14 protein-coding genes are annotated in these 20,901 nt (G+C 46.7%); 8 read left to right on the top strand and 6 right to left on the bottom strand.

Features of this window, described 5'->3' with window-relative positions; translation table 11 throughout:
* Nucleotides 1–17: 17 nt before the first annotated feature.
* From ACYVGR_RS34055 to ruvA, 4 genes are all read left to right on the top strand, one after another.
* Nucleotides 18–1,574, top strand: coding sequence for a lytic transglycosylase domain-containing protein (locus ACYVGR_RS34055; protein WP_460964840.1), 1,557 nt, complete (start codon nt 18–20; stop codon nt 1,572–1,574).
* 671 nt (nt 1,575–2,245) lie between these two features.
* Nucleotides 2,246–3,820 (top strand): T9SS type A sorting domain-containing protein, encoded by a 1,575-nt coding sequence (locus tag ACYVGR_RS34050; protein ID WP_460964838.1) that lies wholly within the window; start codon nt 2,246–2,248, stop codon nt 3,818–3,820.
* 575 nt (nt 3,821–4,395) lie between these two features.
* On the top strand, nt 4,396–6,321 hold the full coding sequence (locus tag ACYVGR_RS34045) for a glycoside hydrolase family 97 protein (RefSeq protein WP_460964837.1): 1,926 nt from the start codon (nt 4,396–4,398) through the stop codon (nt 6,319–6,321).
* Between the two features lie 260 nt (nt 6,322–6,581).
* Nucleotides 6,582–7,175 (top strand): Holliday junction branch migration protein RuvA, encoded by a 594-nt coding sequence (gene ruvA, locus ACYVGR_RS34040; RefSeq protein ID WP_460964835.1) that lies wholly within the window; start codon nt 6,582–6,584, stop codon nt 7,173–7,175.
* 60 nt (nt 7,176–7,235) lie between these two features.
* On the opposite strand, the gene ACYVGR_RS34035 is transcribed toward ruvA, so the two are convergent.
* Both ACYVGR_RS34035 and ACYVGR_RS34030 read right to left on the bottom strand, forming a co-directional pair.
* On the bottom strand, nt 7,236–7,556 hold the full coding sequence (locus tag ACYVGR_RS34035; RefSeq protein WP_460964833.1) for a hypothetical protein: 321 nt from the start codon (nt 7,554–7,556) through the stop codon (nt 7,236–7,238).
* A 321-nt stretch (nt 7,557–7,877) separates the two neighbouring features.
* Nucleotides 7,878–10,112 (bottom strand): S9 family peptidase, encoded by a 2,235-nt coding sequence (locus ACYVGR_RS34030; RefSeq protein WP_460964831.1) that lies wholly within the window; start codon nt 10,110–10,112, stop codon nt 7,878–7,880.
* 166 nt (nt 10,113–10,278) lie between these two features.
* Between ACYVGR_RS34030 and ACYVGR_RS34025 the strand changes: the two genes are divergently transcribed.
* Together ACYVGR_RS34025 and ACYVGR_RS34020 are read left to right on the top strand one after the other, a co-directional pair.
* Complete coding sequence (locus tag ACYVGR_RS34025; protein WP_460964829.1) at nt 10,279–13,458, top strand: SusC/RagA family TonB-linked outer membrane protein; 3,180 nt, start codon at nt 10,279–10,281, stop codon at nt 13,456–13,458.
* Between the two features lie 2 nt (nt 13,459–13,460).
* Nucleotides 13,461–14,777 carry a RagB/SusD family nutrient uptake outer membrane protein gene (locus tag ACYVGR_RS34020; RefSeq protein ID WP_460964827.1) on the top strand — a complete coding sequence of 439 codons (1,317 nt, stop codon included), beginning with the start codon at nt 13,461–13,463 and terminating at the stop codon, nt 14,775–14,777.
* Nucleotides 14,778–14,876: 99 nt separating this feature from the next.
* Here ACYVGR_RS34020 and ACYVGR_RS34015 read toward each other — a convergent pair whose 3' ends face one another.
* Complete coding sequence (locus ACYVGR_RS34015; RefSeq protein WP_460964825.1) at nt 14,877–15,956, bottom strand: Gfo/Idh/MocA family protein; 1,080 nt, start codon at nt 15,954–15,956, stop codon at nt 14,877–14,879.
* A 65-nt stretch (nt 15,957–16,021) separates the two neighbouring features.
* Here ACYVGR_RS34015 and ACYVGR_RS34010 point away from each other — a divergent pair, with 65 nt between their 5' ends.
* Entirely contained in the window at nt 16,022–16,459 is a 438-nt protein-coding gene (locus ACYVGR_RS34010) for a hypothetical protein (protein ID WP_460964823.1), read from the top strand.
* A 1-nt stretch (nt 16,460) separates the two neighbouring features.
* Nucleotides 16,461–16,898 (top strand): hypothetical protein, encoded by a 438-nt coding sequence (locus tag ACYVGR_RS34005; RefSeq protein ID WP_460964821.1) that lies wholly within the window; start codon nt 16,461–16,463, stop codon nt 16,896–16,898.
* A gap of 2 nt (nt 16,899–16,900) precedes the next feature.
* Here ACYVGR_RS34005 and ACYVGR_RS34000 read toward each other — a convergent pair whose 3' ends face one another.
* The 3 genes from ACYVGR_RS34000 to ACYVGR_RS33990 form a co-directional block, all read right to left on the bottom strand.
* Complete coding sequence (locus ACYVGR_RS34000; protein ID WP_460964820.1) at nt 16,901–17,932, bottom strand: galactitol-1-phosphate 5-dehydrogenase; 1,032 nt, start codon at nt 17,930–17,932, stop codon at nt 16,901–16,903.
* Nucleotides 17,933–18,011: 79 nt separating this feature from the next.
* On the bottom strand, nt 18,012–19,601 hold the full coding sequence (locus ACYVGR_RS33995; protein WP_460964818.1) for an McrB family protein: 1,590 nt from the start codon (nt 19,599–19,601) through the stop codon (nt 18,012–18,014).
* A 57-nt stretch (nt 19,602–19,658) separates the two neighbouring features.
* A complete protein-coding gene (locus ACYVGR_RS33990; protein ID WP_460964816.1) occupies nt 19,659–20,858 on the bottom strand; it encodes a retropepsin-like aspartic protease in 1,200 nt (399 codons plus the stop codon).
* Nucleotides 20,859–20,901 lie beyond the last annotated feature (43 nt).

Here is a 20,901-nt window from a genome sequence, read left to right as displayed (position 1 = left end):
TATAAAGTGAAACTTATATGAACTATCTGAACCGTAGCCTGTTGAGACTGGGGCTGTTGAGTGCGGTAGTGGGGCTGGCAACAGCTGCTCACGCCGAGACTACGATTCAATTGGACAGTACAATCGTGAAAAAAGATACACTGGCGTATGTACCCAGTGTACCTGACAGCCTGATTCGGGAGCGGCTGGCGAAGTTACAGAAAGACATTCCGCTGAATTACCACAAAGCGGTTCAGGCCTATATTGATTACTTTACGTTCCGGAGGGCAAGTTACACCCAGACAATGCTGGAACGGATGCCTATGTTCTTCCCGCTTTACGAGCGAATGTTGAAGCAATACGGCCTTCCCGATGAACTGAAATACCTCTCTATCGTTGAATCGGCTCTAAATCCGCGTGCTATTTCACGCGCTGGAGCGGGTGGTCTCTGGCAGATTATGCCCGGCACAGGTCGCGATTTACGCCTGTCGCAGGATGAGTATGTGGATGAGCGAATGGACCCCGTAAAAGCGACTGAAGCTGCGTGCAAATACCTCCGGGATTTATATAACATTTTTGAGGATTGGGAACTGGCAATGGCCGCGTATAACTGCGGGCCAGGTGCTGTGAAGCGGGCCATGCGCCGATCGGGGGGCGATTCATTTTATACCATTTACGATGCCTTGCCGAAAGAAACGCGAGGTTATGTGCCTCAGTTTGTGGCATTCACCTACCTAATCAACCATGCTGGGGACCACGGTATCGTTGGCGAAAATTTTGAGTATCCTATTCCGCATGATACCATTCAGGTGAGTGGCTATTTCAACCTCGAAACCTTCGCTAAACACAGCACAATGGCGCTGGCTGATTTACAGAAAATGAATCCGGCCATTACAACAACCATTCTGCCTGAATACACCAAACGATACCCACTTCGTGTACCACGCGAGCAGTACGACTATTTTGCATCGAATCGTCGGGCTATCCTGGATTCGGCCAGCCGGATTCCCAATAAAATGGAGCATATATTGCTGGCCACAGCAGAAAATGTTCGGTATGGTGCTGATTCGGTAGGTGCCTGGACGGCATTGAATCGGAATCCTCTGGCTAATATAAGCCTGGAAGAAGCACCTTCTCCGGCCGCTCAGCTTGCCGTAGTTGAATCGGTTGATGAGCCTGAGGACGATATCGAAACCGTTGTTATGCGGAAACCCCGCAAGCAGACGTATGTCGTCAAAAAGGGTGACAATCTGGGGGATATTGCCGATCGATACAACGTCGAACTCTACGATCTGAAACGCTGGAATCACCTTCGGTCAACTAAAATCCAGAAAGGACAGAAGTTGACCATTTTGAAAGAAGTAACCGAAACCCGTGCCGAACGGCTAGCCGATCAGGGAACGGCTAAAGGTCGCAAAAAGGCAGAGGCTATTGCTAAATCGAAACATTACAAACCGCGTTACCATCGAGTACAAAGTGGCGATACGCTCTGGAATATTGTTCAACGGTACGATTTAACGATCGATCAGCTTAAGAAAATGAACCACATCAAGAGCAACGCGCTCCGACCCGGCCAAAAGCTGATTGTTGGATAATTGTTCAACGTTTCAAGTTCAATGTTCCATGTTTAAACCGAGCAACCGTGGCGATTACAGCTGCTAGTGAAACATTGCACCTTGGCTAAATCTAAAAAACGGATCAAATTCATCATCTGGAATAAAAATCAGTCTCACAAACTCAGCTAAAATGTGAGATTTTGAATTTGATTTATGAGATAACTATTTGCGACTTTACTTCATAAAGAAAGAATAAACCTGGACTCGAAGTGTATCCACCTCCCTAAACGGGCGTTTGAAGAGATTGTCAACTCGGGAGTAGTAAGCCTGTTGTTTTGCACTTTAGCTAACATATAAGAGATTATACAACAGATTAGAACCTTAATCCTTTGGTGATAATTATGGTCAGCGGAAAGTATAAACACTACTTGTATGCGTCGCACCATTCTATTACTTCTTCTAACGGCTGGATTGACCTGTAACAGGGATGATCTGACTATCAACAAAAATCCAGTCAAAGCAAGAGTGATGTTAAGCTCATGTGGTGGTACCGTTTTACAATTTATAGATTTGTCAAAAGCTACAGGAGAGGACTGGCTTTGGTTCAAGTAGCTTAGAGCGATTTCGAGCTGATCAATGTGCCAATAGATGAACTCGCTAACTACTCGATCATCATTAGTCCAATCCAAAAATTTCTGAAACACTTGTTCATGAAAAGACTTTTCACTACTTTCCTGGTACTCTTCAGCGTAAGCTGTTTGCAAAGTTCACCTATTTTTGCTCAATGGTCCAGTGGGACGCTCTCAACACAAGGTCGGCAGTGGCTAACAGCAGCTACTGTAGACAATAAGGCAATGTTTGCCGGAGGCTATTACTATACATCTGCTTCGTCTATCGTTTCATCAAATCAGGTGGATATTTATGATAATACGACCAACCAGTGGACAACGACTATGCTCTCGGTGGGAAGATCAACCTTGGCGGCTGCCAGTTCAGGTAGCTTAGCTTTGTTTGCAGGTGGTTTTATATGGCCAAGTAATCCCTTCTCTGGGGCAGGATCTTTTTCTGCAACAGTAGATATTTACAATTCGAATACAAACCAATGGACCACTTCTCAACTTTCCGAGCCCAGGTCTAATCTAGTAGGTGCCAGCGCTGGCAACAAAATCGTATTTGCCGGTGGTACAACGAATTTAGAATCCAATACAGTAGATATTTACGACATAGATACAAATCAGTGGTCAGTTTCCCAGCTTCCTCAACTCAGCGGATCTGGGATAGCAGTAACCTGTGTAGGCACTAGATTACTTTTTGCAAAAAATGGCTTATTAGATATTTATGATGTAACAACAGGCCAATGGACAACGGCTACAATTCCATTGCCAACACGAAATTTGGGCGCTGTCAGTATTGGCAATAAGGCCTTATTTGCCGGAGGTTTACTTGACACAGGCCGTTCTAACCAAGTAAGTATTTATAATGTGGACACAAACCAATGGACTACAGCTACGCTATCAGAAGCCCGCTATGATCTGGCAGCTACCCAACTAGGAAACAAAGCTTTTTTTGCCGGAGGAGCGGATGGATCTGGCGCATTAGATATTTATGATGCACTAACTGGCCAGTGGTCGTCAACTCAACTCCCACACGTTAGGAACGGTACAGTTGCTATCACCGTCGGTAACAAGGCCTTTTTCGTCGGCAATGGAATAAACACAGTAGATATTTACACGCTGGACAATGTCCTACCGGTTAAGCTAATCTCTTTCTCAGGCAACTGGACGGCGAACATAGGCGCCCAACTGGTCTGGCAAACGTCGCTGGAAACCAACAACGATCATTTCGAGATCCAGCGCAGTACCGATGCTAAAAGCTTCGAAACGATTGGCCGACTGACAGGGAAAGGGACTACTCAGGACCGGACCGACTATAGTTTTGTCGATGTCAGCATGCCCAATCCAATCAATTACTATCGATTGAGACAAGTTGACTTTGACGGCAGTGCCCGCTTCTCTACTATTATTTCAGTTAGTCGCCAAGACAAGCAACAGCCTGTTCAGTTATCCGTTTACTACACTTCGCTTACCAGCTCTCTCTCGGTTCAATTGTCAACCGATGCCAGGCCCCAAGAGATGAGTATTTATGATTTGCAAGGCAGGCAAGTGGCGGCACAACTGAGTCCTCAGGCTTCGACAAACCTATCTGGTTTGCCAACCGGCGTTTACATAGCCAGCGTAATTACGGCCGATGGGCAGCACCTGCGTGCTCGCTTCGTCAAATTCTGAAGCACCTGTTTCATTCGTAGTTTTGCTGTTCACCGTTACAGCATCGTTACTGATTACAGTTTCCACTTTAGTGGCGATTTGTGCACTATCAGAGTACTCTTTCAGAGGAAATTTTTCATAAAATTCACGCTTGCTAATCTGGCCACTTCGTTGGCCAGATATTAGTTTTTTCTCCGGCTTGGTCATTTACCCTGTTGTATGTTAGTGGTATACAATGCAAATGGGATGGGTCAATCTACGAATATTTCATTAACATAATGCAGTCCTTTCTTTTCCTTTTCAAAGGACAATCAGGCCTATTTTCGGGGCGTATATAGCGTGAATGATCTTAGAATATTCCCTTAACATAAGACTGCCTATTCAACCAGTCTAGAAATTGTACAAATTCTAAACCGTATTTTAGACGGGTTGACGGCTCCCAATGACGGATCTTAGGGTCGGCCGCTGCCGTAAGAAACGCTAAATACACCTTTATTCTCACGAAACCCTCATTTTAATGGGAATAAGTAGCTTTGGTTACAAACTATCCTTTTTTACAGGTGGCCCCCATTAGCAATAAGAACTCAATCCGTAGTATGAGAAATAGATTGATTGACAAAGCCCTTACTGTTTTAACCCCAGCTATTTTCCTTTTCAGTGGCTTTCAGGCAGCAAGCCAATCGATGGAATTAAGTTCAAAACTCGGAGTCAATAAAATCACCTTGTCGCTGACCAAAAAGGGAGAACTGCATTACTATGTAACACACCGGGATAAAGTCATTATTGCCGATTCTCCGCTTGGCCTGAACTGCGACGACCAGAACTTTACATCTGGACTGTCCCTGGTTAACGTGTCACCCATTGATCTAAGACGGGAAAACTACGAATTGAAAGTAGGCAACCTCAAGAAGATTGATCATGTTTTTGAGACCAAGAGCATTACGTTTAAAAATAAGTCAGGCGCGCTGATAGCCATTGATTTGGTTACTGGAAAAGAGGGCGTCGCTTTCCGTTACCGGTTTCCGGATCAGACGAAAAAAATGCGCGTGATCAGCCAGGAGAACACCGGATTTCTGATTGAAAAAAAAGCGACGGGTTGGTTGCAACCCTATAATAAAGCGGGGAAATACACCCCGGGCTACGAAGATTTTTACTTAAACGTTCATCCTGGCGACTCAATCCGTAAGCCCCGTAACCCGTCTGTAGGCTGGTGTATGCCAGCCCTTTTTCAGGTAAATGATGGTAAAAGTTGGGTTCTACTAGCCGAGTCGGGAACGGATGGGTCGTATTCAGGCTGTCATTTGCTGCCCGATTCCCAGAGGGGACTCTATAAGATTGCCTTTGCGGAAAAAGACGAGAAATATACTCTTCCCCTGAGTGACAACAATCATCCAGTCTCCAGTCTTCCCTGGACGATGCCCTGGCGGGTGATCATTATAGGTGATCAGGCTGAAGACATCCTGCTCTCTAGCTTGATTACAGATTTGGCACCTGACTCTAAACTGGACGATACGTCCTGGATCGAACCGGGAAAGGCTACCTGGTCTTGGTGGTCACATCCCGAGGATCATTCATCTAACATGTATAACGCCTACACAGATCTGGCTGCTTCTTTCGGCTTCGGATATACATTGTTTGATGCGGGCTGGGAGAACGCCAACACCGAAGGTGGGATCATCGCTAAGGCTACGGCCAAAGGTATTAAACCCATGGTGTGGGGCTATTCGGCAGCGTATTTCGATTCTGAAAAACGAAAAAAGCGCTTTAAGGAATTGGCGGCAATGGGTGTAAAAGGGGTTAAAATTGATTTTTGGTGCTCAGACCGGCAGGAGGTGATGGCCTGCTTGCCATCCCTGTTTGAGGATGCCGCCCAAGAACATTTACTGGTCAACTTGCATGGCGCTACCGTGCCAAGAGGCTGGCATCGAACCTGGCCCAATTTCATGACCGCCGAAGCCGTTTTAGGAACAGAAAGTTATTTTTATGAACCCCGATACCCGGATAAAGCCGCCGAACAGAATACCATCTTGCCCTTTACCCGAAATGTAGCCGGTCCTACGGACTACACACCATTTGCCCTAACGATTCGTAAATACCCCCGGTTGAACACGGCTATTCATGAGTTGGCTACGGCCATGATCTATACGTCGGGAATTATTCATTTTGCGGATTCAAAAGAGGTATTTGATTCCCTGCCGGTGTCGGTTCGTCAGGTATTGAAAGACATGCCTTCTACTTGGGATAAAACAGAAAGTATTGTGGCCAACCCGGGGGAGCAGCTCATACTCGCTCGTCAAAAGGATCACCTTTCTTACATTGTAGGCATCAATGGGACGAATACCGCAGTACCAATCAAGTTAAATCTGGCTAAGTATGGCAAGAGGTATTCTAAATGTAGAGTCATTACGGAAGGCGAAGATCCATTGATGAGTTTTAAAACGGAAACCTATCCCATCACGTCTAGCTGGTCGTACAGCTTAGCTCCTAAAGGAGGCTTTATTATTCAGTTTATTCATAACTAAAACGGGTCGAGTTAAGTTAAGCCCACATCTCAGTAAACCCTCCTCAAAATGAGATGGCTATCTGTATTGCTTAAGGCGAACACCGTTTAATCCTGTGAGTTTGCAATGTAAACCTAACCTAAGTGATAAATTTGGTCAGATTTACCCAACCTTAAACTTGAAACAATGTAGAGGCTCACGATTTTAGCGATAAAGTCGTGGGTTTTTCGTATCTTTATCTATATCTGACACGCTTAAAAACAAGCCTTTCTAATCTACGAATGATTGCTTATTTAGACGGAACACTGGCCCATAAAGAACCTACAAATGCCATTATTGATGTAAATGGAGTAGGGTATATGGTCCATATTTCCCTTCAAACATATGCTGTTCTGCCCGGTGGTGGCGACCGGATCAAACTGTTTATTCATCATCTGTTTCGCGAAGACTCTCAAGCGCTATATGGCTTTGCTAATGCCGATGAAAAGTCGCTTTTTCTGGATTTGATAGGTGTTTCGGGTGTTGGACCGAATACGGCGCTTGGGATGCTATCAGCCATGCAACCCGGTGATTTACGACTAGCGATTTTAGGCGAAAACGTTCGGGCAGTGCAGGCTATTAAAGGGATTGGTGCCAAAACCGCTCAGCGCATTATTCTTGAGTTGCGCGATAAAATGAAGAAGTCGGGTGTGGTACCTAGTGGGCCTACTTACCGCCAATCAGCGGTCGATCCCGTTCGCGAAGAATCGTTGGCTGCTTTGGTGGCACTCGGCTTTCCAAAACCAACGGCTGAGAAAAGTGTCGACGATGCGCTGAAAGCCGATCCTTCGTTATCGGTTGAGGATGTGATTCGGCGGGCATTGCGAACTTCATAAAACAAAAAACGTGGCCTTGATTGATCGAGGCCACGTTTTTTTGTTTTATGTTATCTATTATTAATCAACTCCGGCAGCCTTTTTAGTTTTTGCTTTAGCTACTGCTTTTAGCTCTTTAGCCTCGCCTTTTAGTTCTTTCTTTTCGGCCTTCTCCATTTTCCGATCGGCTTTCGCCATTCTCGTTTTTGGGTCAGAAATACCTTTTATTTCTAAGCCTTTATGGGTTGCCGCATCTTTTCTATACTCATGCGCTTTAGCCACTTTCTTTTCGGCTTTCATTTCTTTTTTGGCTGCTTTCCCTTCCTGAACGGCCTGAGAAAATCCAAGTTGTGAGATGGTTAGTAAGCTGCATAGTGAAGCAGCGACGATTACATTTTTCATAGCAGTTGATTGTTTTACTAATATACCTACGGATTCGTAAGTACTTATGTAAATACTTAACATGTGATCTGCTATTTTGTTTTACGAATGGGCGGCCAAATCAATCGATTTAATTAACGAATAAGGTATGATTTATAGGTAAGTATTTGATTTTTAGGTCATATTTTGATTTTGGTTTTTTCGTTGAATTACCTAGCTACTTAGTGGTTGACTAGGTAATTCAACGAGAGAAGTTTCTCAAAACCGAATTGTATGAATCGCTCGGTTTTGAGAAACCTCACGAGGGTCTGATTTACGAATCAGACCCCAAAAAGGCGAAGATTAATTCAAAGGACCGCCTTTCAGATACGTTTCCAGATAAGTCGTGTATTGTTGGTACAGGAGCAACTGCGTGCCAGCACTATACGCTACTCCGTGAGCGCCGGGGGGATAAATCCGCAGGTCGGCGTCTTTGCCTGCGTCTTCCAGCGCATTCATGAGTTGGAATGTATTCCGGACGTGTACGTTTTCGTCCATTGTTGAGTGAGCCACGAACATTTTGCCCGCCAGATTTTTGGCATAAGGCGATACGGCGCTGGCTTGGTATTTCTCCTCGTTTTCGGGAAGCAGGCCCATATACCGTTCTGTATAGATCGTATCGTAAAGCCGCCAGTCGGTAACGGGGGCACCAACGAGTGATACTTTGAACACGCCGGGATGCGTAAGCATGGTGTAGCTGCTCATGTAGCCGCCGTAGCTGTGTCCACGAATGGCCATTCGGTTACCATCTGCCCAGGGTTGTTTGGCTAACCAGGCCGCTGTTTCGGCAAAATCCTGACTTTCATACTTGCCTAGTTTCTCGTAAACGATTTTCTCGAAAGCACTGCCGTAGCCACCGCTGCCCCGGTTATTGACGCTCACGACTACGTAACCCGTTTGCGCCAGCCACTGATGCCAGCCCGTTCCACTCCAATCGTTATAAACAGATTGAGAGCCGGGACCACCGTAAATATCCATCACAACCGGGTACTTCTTCGTCGGATCGAAACCGAGTGGTTTGATGATTGAGATGTCAATCGTTAGCCCATCAGAGGTTGTGAAATTGACTAGTTCTTTAGGCGCATACTCGTGACTGGCTACGTACTCGGCTACCTTCTTGTTCGATTCCAGCGCTTTGATCAACTGGCCTTTAGTATCGCGGAGTTCGACTTGCGTTGGTGTCGACGTGTTGGAATACCGATCAATGAAATACTGACCATTGGGTGAGAAGTTCACCGTATGTCGTCCGGGAATGGTCGTTAGGCGACGTTTGTTTTTTCCGTCCAGGTCAGCCACGAATAATTGACGTTCCAGCGGAGACGCTTCGGTTGAGGTGAAATAAACCTTCTTGGCCTTGGGGTCGATATGGTGCATGAACGTGACTTCCCATTTGCCGCTCGTAACGGCATTGAGCAGCTTGCCCGAATAGTCGTAGCGATACAGATGCGAGTAGCCATCCCGGTCCGATACCCAGTAAAATTCCTGAACGCCTGCCGGAAAATAGAGCAGATGATTAATGCCCGCGAAGAAATCGAAAACATCAATCCAGGTGTTCGATTTCTCTTCCATGATCTGTTTTGCGTCGCCGGTTCGGGCGTTCGTCATAAACAGTTTCATGTGGTTCTGCTTGCGATTCATGTGCACTACCGCCAGTTGGCCTTCGAGCGAAGTCCAATAGACGCGGGGAATATAGCCGTCGCCTAGGTCCACCTTCATCCATTGCTTGTTCTTGTTCGCAATCTCGATCACACCGATCCGAACGATGGGATTCGGATCGCCAACGCGTGGATAGGGGAGAGAGTCAAATTTCTCATCGAAGCCTTTGTAATCGGTGAGTTTATACATTGGAACCTGCCGCTCATCAGATTGCCAGAACGAAATGAATTTGCTGTCCGGCGACCAGTCCCAGGCTTGCGCTAGTCCAAATTCTTCTTCATACACCCAGCCATACCGACCGTTCAGAAACGATGCTTTTGCATCGTTGGTAAGCTGTGTTTCTTTTTGAGTAGCAAAATCGAACACAAACAAATTGCCACCTCGTTCGTAGCCTACTTTCTGGCCGTCGGGGGCTAGTTCAGCGGTTTGTGCATCCTTTGCTACGAGTTTAAGGCTCTTGTCGGCTACGGTATACACATAGTAATCGGACACCCCCGATCGCCGGTAAACGGGACGGAAATTGCTTTGAAACAGGATGTTTTTTGAGTCCTTCGACCACTGGAACGAACCGTAAGAAAATGGCTTATCGGTACCCGGAAATTTTAACTGGCTACCATCAAAAATAATTTCCTCTTTTTGGTCTTTGGGCGATAGGGTTTTGATTGTATTCTGCCCATCGATAAACGAAAATTTAGTGCCTCCTTCAATCCAGTTTACACTTCGCGGCCCCTGTGAACCAGTCAACTGTCCACCCGAGAAAACAGCTTGCTGAAGGTTTGAATAACGCTGTTTAGACTGCGCTTCGGCAATTTTTGGACTAGTCAGACGAACGATTAAGAGAGCAATGAAGAAGAGTTGCCCGGAGAGCTTTCGGTTGATCATGAAGTATAGTATGACTTATAAAAGATTCAAATTTACTAAAAAAAGACATTTCATTTTTTTGAGAGTAAACTGACCCTGATCATGGTTTGCCTAGTCATTTATCGCTACATTTCGTAATTAATTTGATTATGTTTTCATTAACTCACCCACAAATTAATTCGTACGTATGACCAACAAATACTCGCTCGTTATCCGACAGTTTTGCCTGCTCTGGTTAACGGTTTTGCTTTGTACCGCAGCCTTTGCGCAAAGCACTCGCTACACGATTAAAGGTCGTGTTACAGACCCTGAGAAGCTACCGCTTCCGGGCACAACGGTCGTGATTGTAGGTACCACAGTTGGTACAACTTCCGACGCTGACGGAAACTTTACGTTGCCAGTAAGCCTAAAACCTGGCCCAACATCAGTGGCTTTCACGGCTATTGGATACGAAACCTTACGCCAAAACGTAACGCTCGGTAGTGCCACCGAGGTTACGGTAAATGCACAATTAGTAGCGGCTGCCACCAATCTGGATGAAGTAGTTGTAACGGGTTCTACGCTATCGGCTCCCAAACGGGAACTGGGGAATGCCATCAGCACCATAAAAGGATCTGATTTATTGCAATCTGGCTCGGGTAATCTGATCAACTCTTTACAAGGCAAAGTGCCAGGCGCACAAATCACCCAGAACTCGGGCGATCCTGCCGGTGGAATCAGTATCCGGTTACGTGGTATCAAGTCGCTCGTTGGCTCGTCTGATCCATTGTATGTTGTTGATGGGGTAATCGTCAGCAACGCCAGTACGAACGTATCGCAATTGGCATTAGCTAACGACGTTGGAAATGCCAACGTTGGTCAGAACCGATTGTCGGATATTAACCCCGACGATATTGCCACCATCAACGTAGTCAATGGTGCTGCTGCGGCTGCTCAATATGGCTCACGGGCTGCTAATGGTGTTGTAATTATCACCACAAAGCGCGGTCAATCAGGGAAAGCACAAGTCACGTTTACGACTTCGTTCAATGTCAACGAATTGCGGAAAAGCGTGCCGGTTAACACCTATGGCAAGCAATTCGGATTTGCGTCCCTTCGCCTTTATCCAATTGGTGTTATCACACCAGCGCAGGTTACGGCCAATCCGGGTACAACAACAACAAATATCTACCGTGATGGTGCCTATTCGGCGCTGGCAACGAATTTGGTTGATGTTCAACGGTACAACTACTTTGATCAGATTTTCCGGACTGGCTACGGAACCGACAATAACCTGTCGATCTCGGGTGGTCGCGATAACACGCAGTATTACGTGTCGTTTGGCTACCTGAAAAATCAGGGGATTATTAAGGACACGGATTTTACGCGCTACAACCTCCGCGCTCGTGTTGATCAGCGGTTGACCGACTGGGCTAAAATTTCGGTGGGCCTGAGCTATGCAAATAGCCTGTCTAACGAAAAAGCGAATGGCAACGTGTTTTATAGCCCGATCAACGCGGTCAATATCACAAACAACATCTACGATATTACCAAACGCGATGCCGCTGGCAACTTGCAGGCCGTTGAGCCAACACGCGTAAACCCACTGTCGACAATTGAAGACATGAAGTTCTCGCAGTCAGTGAGTCGAACGATCAACAGTCTTCAGTTGAACCTGACACCGCTGAAAGGCTTGAGCGTTGACTACATTGTGGGTGTAGATGCGTACTCGCAATTCGGTAAAAACTACATTCGGCCTTATCCTTATCAGGCTATTGCTGGTTTACCTGCTGCTCGGTACCCTGGTGGATTTGCCGCTACAGCTACCAACCAAGTGTTGCAATTCAATAATGACCTGAACGCGCAATACGAACGCCAGTTCAACGATAAGTTTAAACTGAATGCCGCTATTGGGTATAGCTACCAATATTTTCAGGCTGACTACTCGCTTAATAGTGGACAAAATCTAGCTCCGTTTATCGAGACGGTTAATGGGGCCAGTAGCACCACATTAGGCGTTGCTTATAACCTGGATCGCTTTAGTTTGAGCGGTTTGTTTGCCCAGGCTACGTTTGGCTACAAAAACCTGGCGTTCATCACCGGCGCTGTTCGTCGCGATCAGTCGTCGAAATTCTCGCCAAGTCAGACCAATCAATATTATCCAAAAGTGAGTGGTTCGTTCATTGTATCGGATCTTGATTTCTGGAAAAATCTGTCGTTCAGTAATGCCTTTAATAGTCTGAAACTACGGGCTAGCTATGGCGAAGCGGGTAACCTGTCGGGTATTGGTTCGTATGCTCGTTTTTATCAATTCAGTCCGGTGGCATTCCTGGGTAAGAATACCATAACACCTGGCACGCAATTGGCTAACCCTGATGTACAGCCCGAACGGATGGCCGAACTCGAAGGCGGTATCGATCTGGCATTCCTGAATGGTCGGATTGGGTTGGGCGTAACGGCTTATCATCAGAAAATTACCAATCTGGTTGTAAACCGGACGCTGGCGCCAACCACAGGTGGTACCAGCATCGTGAATAACGTAGGTGCAATGGAAAACAAAGGGTTTGAAATCGTGTTAGACGCTACGCCCGTTAAAACCAAGAATTTGAGCTGGGATGTCACGTTCATCTTCAACCATAACCGTAACAAGGTTCTGGATTTGGGTGGATTGCCGATCATCAACCCCGATGCTTCATCGGCGTCAGGATCACCAGTTAACCTGATCGTTGGCCAGCCTGTTGGTGTTTTCTATGGCACTCCTTATGCGCGTAAGTCAGATGGCTCATTACTGCTTTCTCCGTCTGGTTTCCCACAATCTGATCGGGCTATTGGACAGGCTAACGGCGCAGTTAACTACGTACAGGCTATTAATCCAGATGGTACGCTGGACGTAACCAAACCAACCGCCAACGCGATTATTGGCAACCCAAACCCAAAATGGACCGGTTCGTTCAGTACAAATCTGGCTTACAAAAAACTGTCTCTGCACGTGTTGTTAGATATGGTTCAGGGTGTCGATGTTTTCAATGCCGACAAACGGACACGGCAGGGCGTAGGTTTAGGCGACTATGCCGAGCAGGAATTGCGGGGTACATTGCCACGGGGGTACATCTTCGGCGTTTATAACACGCAGGAATTTCGGGTTGATCCAGGCTCATACACCAAGCTGAGGGAAGTGTCGCTCAGCTATACACTGCCTCCGCTGATTAAGGGGCTTAGCCGCCTGACAGTGTCTGCCGTAGGTCGTAACTTGTATTCATGGGACAAGTACACGGGTTTCGATCCAGAAACCAACGCAGGTGGTAACAACGACTTGCTGCGAGGCATGGACTTCGGAAACGTCCCTATTCCACGTACCTACCAGTTTAAACTAGCCGCGACATTCTAATTATGAAAAAGATTCTCATACCAACTCTCCTTACGGGCGTACTCCTGACGCAAGTTGCCTGTAATAAGGAATATTTAAACCCAAGCACAATCAGCCAATCGCAGGCGGTTAGCTCGCCCGACGGCTTGATGACCCTGGCCAACGGCTTGCAATATCGGTACACGACAGGTGGAGCCGGAAGCGTGCTATATGCCAGCACCGCCGGAGCAGGCCTGACAACCAAAGAAGAGTTTGTGCTGAATGCTGGTAACCTTGATGAAGTCAACCTAACGGTTGGTGCTGGTAACGTCAGCAACATCAATAGCGTTGTGGTTAACCTTTGGACCAAAAGCCATCTGGTTCGGGCTAACGCCGAGTTGATTCTGGCAAACACAAATGTTGTATCGGATGCCGGGACCAAGAGTGGCATTATCGGCTACGCATCTATATTCCGAGCTTTGTCGCTGGGTACACTGGGTCTGTTTTTTGAGCAGTCGCCTATTACTACGGGTACGAACGTTCCGTTTGTTCCTCGGATCGATGTATTTAAGTCGGCCATTGCAACGCTGGAAACAGCGGCTACGCAGGTAGCCAGCGCACCAGTTTCAGCTGACTTTACCAGTAAGATTGTGACAGGGATCGATATTCCCAACACGATTCAGGCACTGATTGCCCGATACGCGCTGTTTGCTGGCGATTATGACAAAGCATTGGCCGCAGCCGCCAAAGTCGATTTGACGAAGAAGTCAGTCTATAATTTTGATGACAATACCCGTAACCCATTGTTCGAAGCTACGTTTGGTAACCTGAACGTTATTCAGCCGACCAATGCTAACCTGGGTTTGACGGGTGCATTGGCGCCTGATCCAGCCGACAAACGGCTTGCCTTCCTGACGAAAGTGAGTAGCAATACGGCTGTAGCGCCAGTTGTTGCGTCGGCTTTCTACACAGCTAACGGCGCAGCTGTTCCAGTCTATCTGCCGGGAGAAATCTTGCTGATTCAGGCCGAAGCGTATGCCCGGAAAGGTGATCTGGCTAATGCTGTAATTGCTCTGAACAAGGTCTTGACTAAAACAGGGTCTTCTACAGATACTTACTTTGGTCTGGGTGCTGCATTACCTGCCTATTCGGGTGCGCAAACAGCCGATGCAATTCTGTTGGAAATTCTACGAAATCGTAATATTGAACTGGCCTACCAGGGTTTCCGACTGGAAGATAGCCGCCGGTTCAATCGGCCAGGACCCGGTGCGACGGGCTCGGAGCGGAATCGTAACTTTTTCCCATATCCGCTGACGGAGCGTAACAACAATACAAGTACGCCAGCCGATCCATCGATCTAAGAAGGGGAGAAAAGGGACGAGGGGGAGTAGAGGGAGAAAAGGTAAATCATTGCAAACCTTTTCTCCCTCTACTCCCCCTCGTCCCTTTTACTCCTTATTTTATAATTTCACCGGCAAACCCGTTCGAGTCGATTCATAAATCGCCTGGAATAGAGCCACTACTTTGCGGCCGTCTTCTCCCGTAACCAGCGGAGGCCGATTGTTGCGAATAGCATCGCAAAACTCGGCAATCTGGACGCCGAAATAGTAAACCGTCGCATCAATCGTGTTAAAGAATGCGGTGTCTTCTGCTACGAATTGTGCTAACAGATTCTCTTCGCCAGGAACTGTCCATAAATCATTAACAGGCGGATCGGTAATGCTCGACATACCCGCAATGAACAACGCGCCACCATCGGTCTGAACACCTACCGATGCCCCATTTTCGCCATGTACATGGACTTTTCCGAAAATGCCGGGTTTCTGCGAATTGCTGACAATGATATTTCCCAGACCACCATTTTTGAATTTGATAATGGCCAGCGCCGTATCGTCGACTTCAATGTACGGGTGATTCAGATTGCGCCAAACGCCATATACCTCATCAATGTCGCCCATATACCAAAGCAGTAAATCCAACTGGTGTGGCGACTGATTGACCAATACACCACCGCCTTCTTTGTCCCAAGTGCCGCGCCAGTCGTCACTTTTGTAGTATTCTTCACTACGCCAGCCCAGCATCTGAATGGTACCCAGTACGGGTTTCCCAATCTTTCCGGAGTCGATAGCTTCCCGAATCCGCATGGATGGTGCATAAAACCGCCGTTGACCAATAACGCCGAGATAACGGTTATTTTTCCGGGCAGCTTCAATCATCGCATCACAATCTTCGAGCGACGAAGCTAGCGGTTTCTCAACCAATACGTGCGAACCAGCATTGAGGGCCGCTACCGTTGGCTCCCGGTGGGCAGGGTGCGTTGTGCAGACAAGGCATAGATCGATATTCTCGCGATCAACCATGTCGTATACATCGCTGTAAGCCCGAATATTGTAATGATTCGCAAAGTCTTCTGCTTTCTGATAGGTTCGTCCATAAACGGCCACTAATTCGGCGTCGGGGGTTTGTAAAACGGCCTGAGCATGAAGGTGGGCTACTTTGCCGGGGCCAATGATGGCAATTCGTGTGGGAGCTGTAGACATAATTTAAAACGTATTCCAACTAAATGCTTTAGTTAGGAGTCATCTACTTAAAAAAGGGTGAAATTATGAAAGCTTGGCGACTCTGTCTAGTTCTGTTGATTATTGGTCTATTGGGGTGCCGTGAAGATGAAGCGACTCCTAATGATCAATTGTATCAACGATGGCGCATGACGCAGATACAGTATTCTAATGGCCAACTTATCAATGTATCGTCTGACAATCAATGGTCTATTGTAACGTTCAAATCAAATGGAATGATTCTCTATGGCGATGACGGAAAATTCGATCCCTGCTGTTCGCCTTTCCGCTTTAAACGGAAAGGCAATACATTGGATCTTGTTGATGTAGCATCCATTCCCCTTCCTGAGCTAACGCCAAATCCTACCTGCGCCTTGGTCGACTGTGCACCAATCGATAGCGCCTGGCAGATTGATGAATTGACATCTGATAGCTTGGTTATTAAGCAGGAACGGGCTGTTATTACCTATAAACCCTACCTCTGATATGAAAAACCTACTACTCTCAACAGCTTTGTTACTACTGCTTGTTGCCTGCCAGACTGATCAGCCAGTTGGCCCATCTGACCTGTTATATCGACGGTGGCGAATGACTCAGATCCAGTATTCTGGTAACCAGCCTGTCTATACAAAGGCTGGCGATCAATGGTCTATTGTTACCTTTAAATCGAATGGAACGATTCTTTATGGCGATGACGGAAAATATGACCCCTGTTGTTCGCCCGCTCGCTTTAAACGGAAAGGCAATACACTGGACCTCGTTAATGTTGACGATATTCCAATGCCTGAACGAACAGCAAACCCTATCTGCATATCAGTCAGTTGTGTTGCGCCGGGAGATGCCTGGCAAATTAACAAGCTAACAGATACTAGTTTGATTATATCGCAAGCATCGGCCATTGCCGTCTATGAACCGTATCCCTGAAATCAAGGCTTCAATACTACTTTGATTAAGCCTTTCTCTTTAGCATACAGTCGTTTAAACCAGTCGGCTCCTTCTTCGAGTGGCACCTCGGCACTCAGAATCGCTTCTACGTTTATGCGACCCGACGAGATTAAGGCCAAAGCTGCTTCGTATTCACCATTGATCGCACAGGAACCCTGAAGGCGTAACTGTCGGGTGACGACAGCTTGTAACGGAATTTCAACAGTTGGAGCCAGATTACCGACTAGCGTAACCGTTGCTCCTTTGCGCACACAGTCGATGGCGGTTTTCACAGTTGGGCCAGCACCAACTACTTCGAATGAAACGTCGGCTCCGCGTCCATGCGTCAGCGCCTGCACCTGTTTGGGGACGTCTCCGCTTTTGGCGTTAATTATGTGGGTAGCACCCAGCTTTTGTGCCAGCTCCAGCCGATCATCGTCCAAGTCAATAGCGATGATTGAGCCACAGCCCGCCAGTTTTAACGCCTGAATCACAAACAGGCCAATCATACCCGCGCCCACGACGACGGCAGAATCATTTACCTGAATGGGTGTTAGACTCAGGGCATGAAGTGCCACCGCTACAGGTTCAACCAAAGCAGCCTGGGTGAAACTGACATTATCAGGAATGGCATACAAAATGTGCTGTGGTACAGATACATATTCAGCAAAAGCGCCCTGCCGTTTGAAATCAGGGGTAGATACACCCACCACCTCGCGTCCATCGCTCAGGTTATATTGCCCCCGCCGGCTGTACCAATCATCGAGTGCATAAACGGTTGAGTCGAATGTAACCCGGTCTCCGGTGGCCCAGTCGCGGACATCGGCACCTACTTCGGCTATGATGCCACTAGCTTCGTGACCCATGACGATGGGAGGAATCCGGCGGCCGGAGCTACCATCCATGCCATGAACATCGGAGCCGCAAATGCCTACAGCCTGCACACGAACCAATACTTCGTTGGGCCGAATGGTTGGCTTGGGTACATCTTGTAAATCGAACTGATTGTATTCGGTAAGAACGAGTGCTTTCATGAGTAGCGCGGACATCCTGTCCGCAGGTTTGATACGTTTACTATGTCAGACAGGATGCTGGAACGCCAGCCCGGCCGCGTTACAATTTCTGATAAATTCGTATAAAGGCTTCAACGGGTACCTGATCGTAACTCCCCTGTTGAAGATTTGGGTTAATCTCGTAAGTGACTACCTCATCCATGGATTCCGGCAATTCGCCGAACAATTTGTTGGCAGCATTGGCTGTGTATTTTCGCTTAACCCAGATAAGCCGTTGATCGGGCTCTTTCCCCCAGGCCGGATTATCGCCAAGAATTAGCTGAATCTTGGCCCAATCGTTGAAGAAATACTCCTGTAAAAGTGGAATAATTCGATCGCGGAAAGCATCACATAGCTCTGGATACGTTTCTACCGTAGTCAGATAGGCGTGCCCAATCTGGTGATCGCGGTCAAGTAAGTATTCGATGCGTTCGTTGATGGTTCGCAACAACACCGGAAGTTCAATGCCGTCAATCTCGCGGAGGATTGTTGCGTCGGGGCGGATTTCGCGAAAGGAAAAGCGCCGACGCAAGGCAATGTCTAACAGCGCAATCGAGCGGTCGGTTGTGTTCATTGTACCGATCACGAACAAGTTGATCGGTACACCAAACCGTTCCTGCGAATACGGCAGCGTTAACCAAAGTTCGTTTTCAGCACCAAGGCGTTTGTCCGCTTCGAGTAGCGTCATCAAATCACCGAATACACTGGCTACATTGGCACGATTAACCTCGTCAATGAGCAAGTAGTGTGCTGGTGCCTTTGCCAATTTCTGCCGACGATTTTCTGGTGAGTCGTTCAGGCAATCAGCTATTGTTCCGTAACCTGCCTGTTGAATAGCCGTTTGGCAAGCTTTGTGAAAAATACCTTTCCTGATTTTATAGCTAATCTGGCCACTAATCACCTCCGGCCGAATTCCTTCAACAAATTCTTCGTAGCTATATGATGGGTGAAAGGTAATCAGACTTGCGTTTTGCTCACGCAGGTATGGCTGTAGTGCAAACGTTTTACCTGTACCCGGGGGACCAAACAGAATGAGATTATGAGGCTGTTGAGGTAGCTGCGACGCCGTTTCATACTCGGTTTCTGGTTCTTCAACAGCCAGGCCATTTAGAATGCGATCTTCCAGCGTAGGATCATCGGCTAACCGGATAAGCTCGCTTAGAAAGGCTTCATCTTCTGCCGCCCGATATACATCAGGATTGTGTCGGGCTGAATGGGGCCCACGTTTGGTACTTTCAACCAGTTCGAGCAGGCAGTCTTCCCAGCAGGTGCGCAAAACAGGCAAATAAAGAAGGTGTACATTAGATTGACCAATGACAACCGCCAGATAATCTGACTTTTCGGTTAGTGGTTCAAAGACTAACTCTTCAATACCTTTTAGCCGATCCTGATACGATTTTTTAATCGTCAAGTGATATTCAATCTCGCCACGGCGTGGTTTCTGAATCCGTAATGCCTGAAAGAAATTGACGTTGGCAGTAATCGACGACTTGTCCTGCTTTACGACAAACGCTAACCGGGCATCGCCATTGGGGAGGTTTACGATGTCGATCAACTCCTTCAATAACCCAAAAAATCGCCGGACTGCTTCGGCATGACCTATGTCGCGAATGCATTCAATAAGCGATTGTTGAGGGGAATCAGTTAGCACAGGAAAAAACTATAGTCGTTTGCGAATTTACGATTTTTTCAGCGGTTTTGGGCTTTACTATTCCTTGTAGTCAAAGTGATTATTCCGATAATCAATGGTAAGCTTTCCTTTTTGGAATGGTGCATTACTTAAAATGCCATCTCGTTTAATGTTCAATATGAACCTGTCGTTTAGAGGAGATAAGTAGGCCCGTTTATAAATCAGCTGTTTTTGATCTACCTCGAATGTAAAATTCTTCACGTAACGAAACCAACCTATTTTCGTTTTGCCAATTCCCGAAACCATTCCAGGTCGTTGGGTTGTCTTATAATCACCGAGCTTGGCAACTCCGTTTGTCGTCAGGTCAACACTGTTACTACCAGAATCGAAAAACATATTGAGTTGAGATCCTGATGTTGTATGAACAGTCAGGAAAGGAAGGCCTATTCCAAACAGATTTTTTTTAGCGGTGGTATCAATAAGTGGCTTACGAATGATCAGGGTTTGTGCCTTAAAGTCAGCGGTGTAGGAAAGTTTATGTAGAACATCCCAGCCTAATAAGCCGTCGACATGTATCCTTTTGAAAAACTTATTTTTTTTCGTGTAAAAGACCGGAACATTCGTCAACTGAACAGTACCGATTGATAGTGAATCAAGAAGCCCGACTGGTGTTTTAAGAGTTGTACCAACCGAATTTAGTATATCTGTATCAGCCAAGTACTTTACTTTTAATTCGTCGCTCAGTTTCTGAGAGATGGTTGAAAAATTTGCACCAGAATCAAGGATCAGCCGCACGGGCTTTCCGTTCAGCAAAACCTCTGCAACGATATAACTATGCTTCTTAATCGTGACTGGGATTAATAAACTATCCTGAGTAAACTGAATCTGTGTTGCTTGATGGGCAGCTAATGCCTTAGCCAGTTTGTAGAATACTTGCTTTTCGTTGGTTTGATCCGAAAATTGCACATAATCAGCATAGTTGCCGCGCCAGAAATACAGGTCCGTTAATAAGTAATAACGGGCAACTTTGCTTAATGGAGAATCTGTACGTAAGGCAACTTTCTTCATTAATGCCTCGGCTTTATCAAATCGATGGTAGAGGCTGTGCTCAATAGCGTTGATGTAATCCCGGGCTGTTGAATCTAGCGTAGTATACTCGATAGCTTTAAAATCGAAGTTTTCCAAAGCTAGGGTGGGGTCTTTCAATGGCGTATTCTGCTGGGCAAGAACGGGAGGTGAAAGGAATAAAAGGCAAATTGAATAAAAACAAAATCGCATGATGTTAGATTAAGAGTACGCCTGGTCGATATCGACGTCGCAA

Source organism: Spirosoma litoris, assembly GCF_054776755.1.
This window is presented reverse-complemented; position numbering and strand designations above follow the sequence as displayed.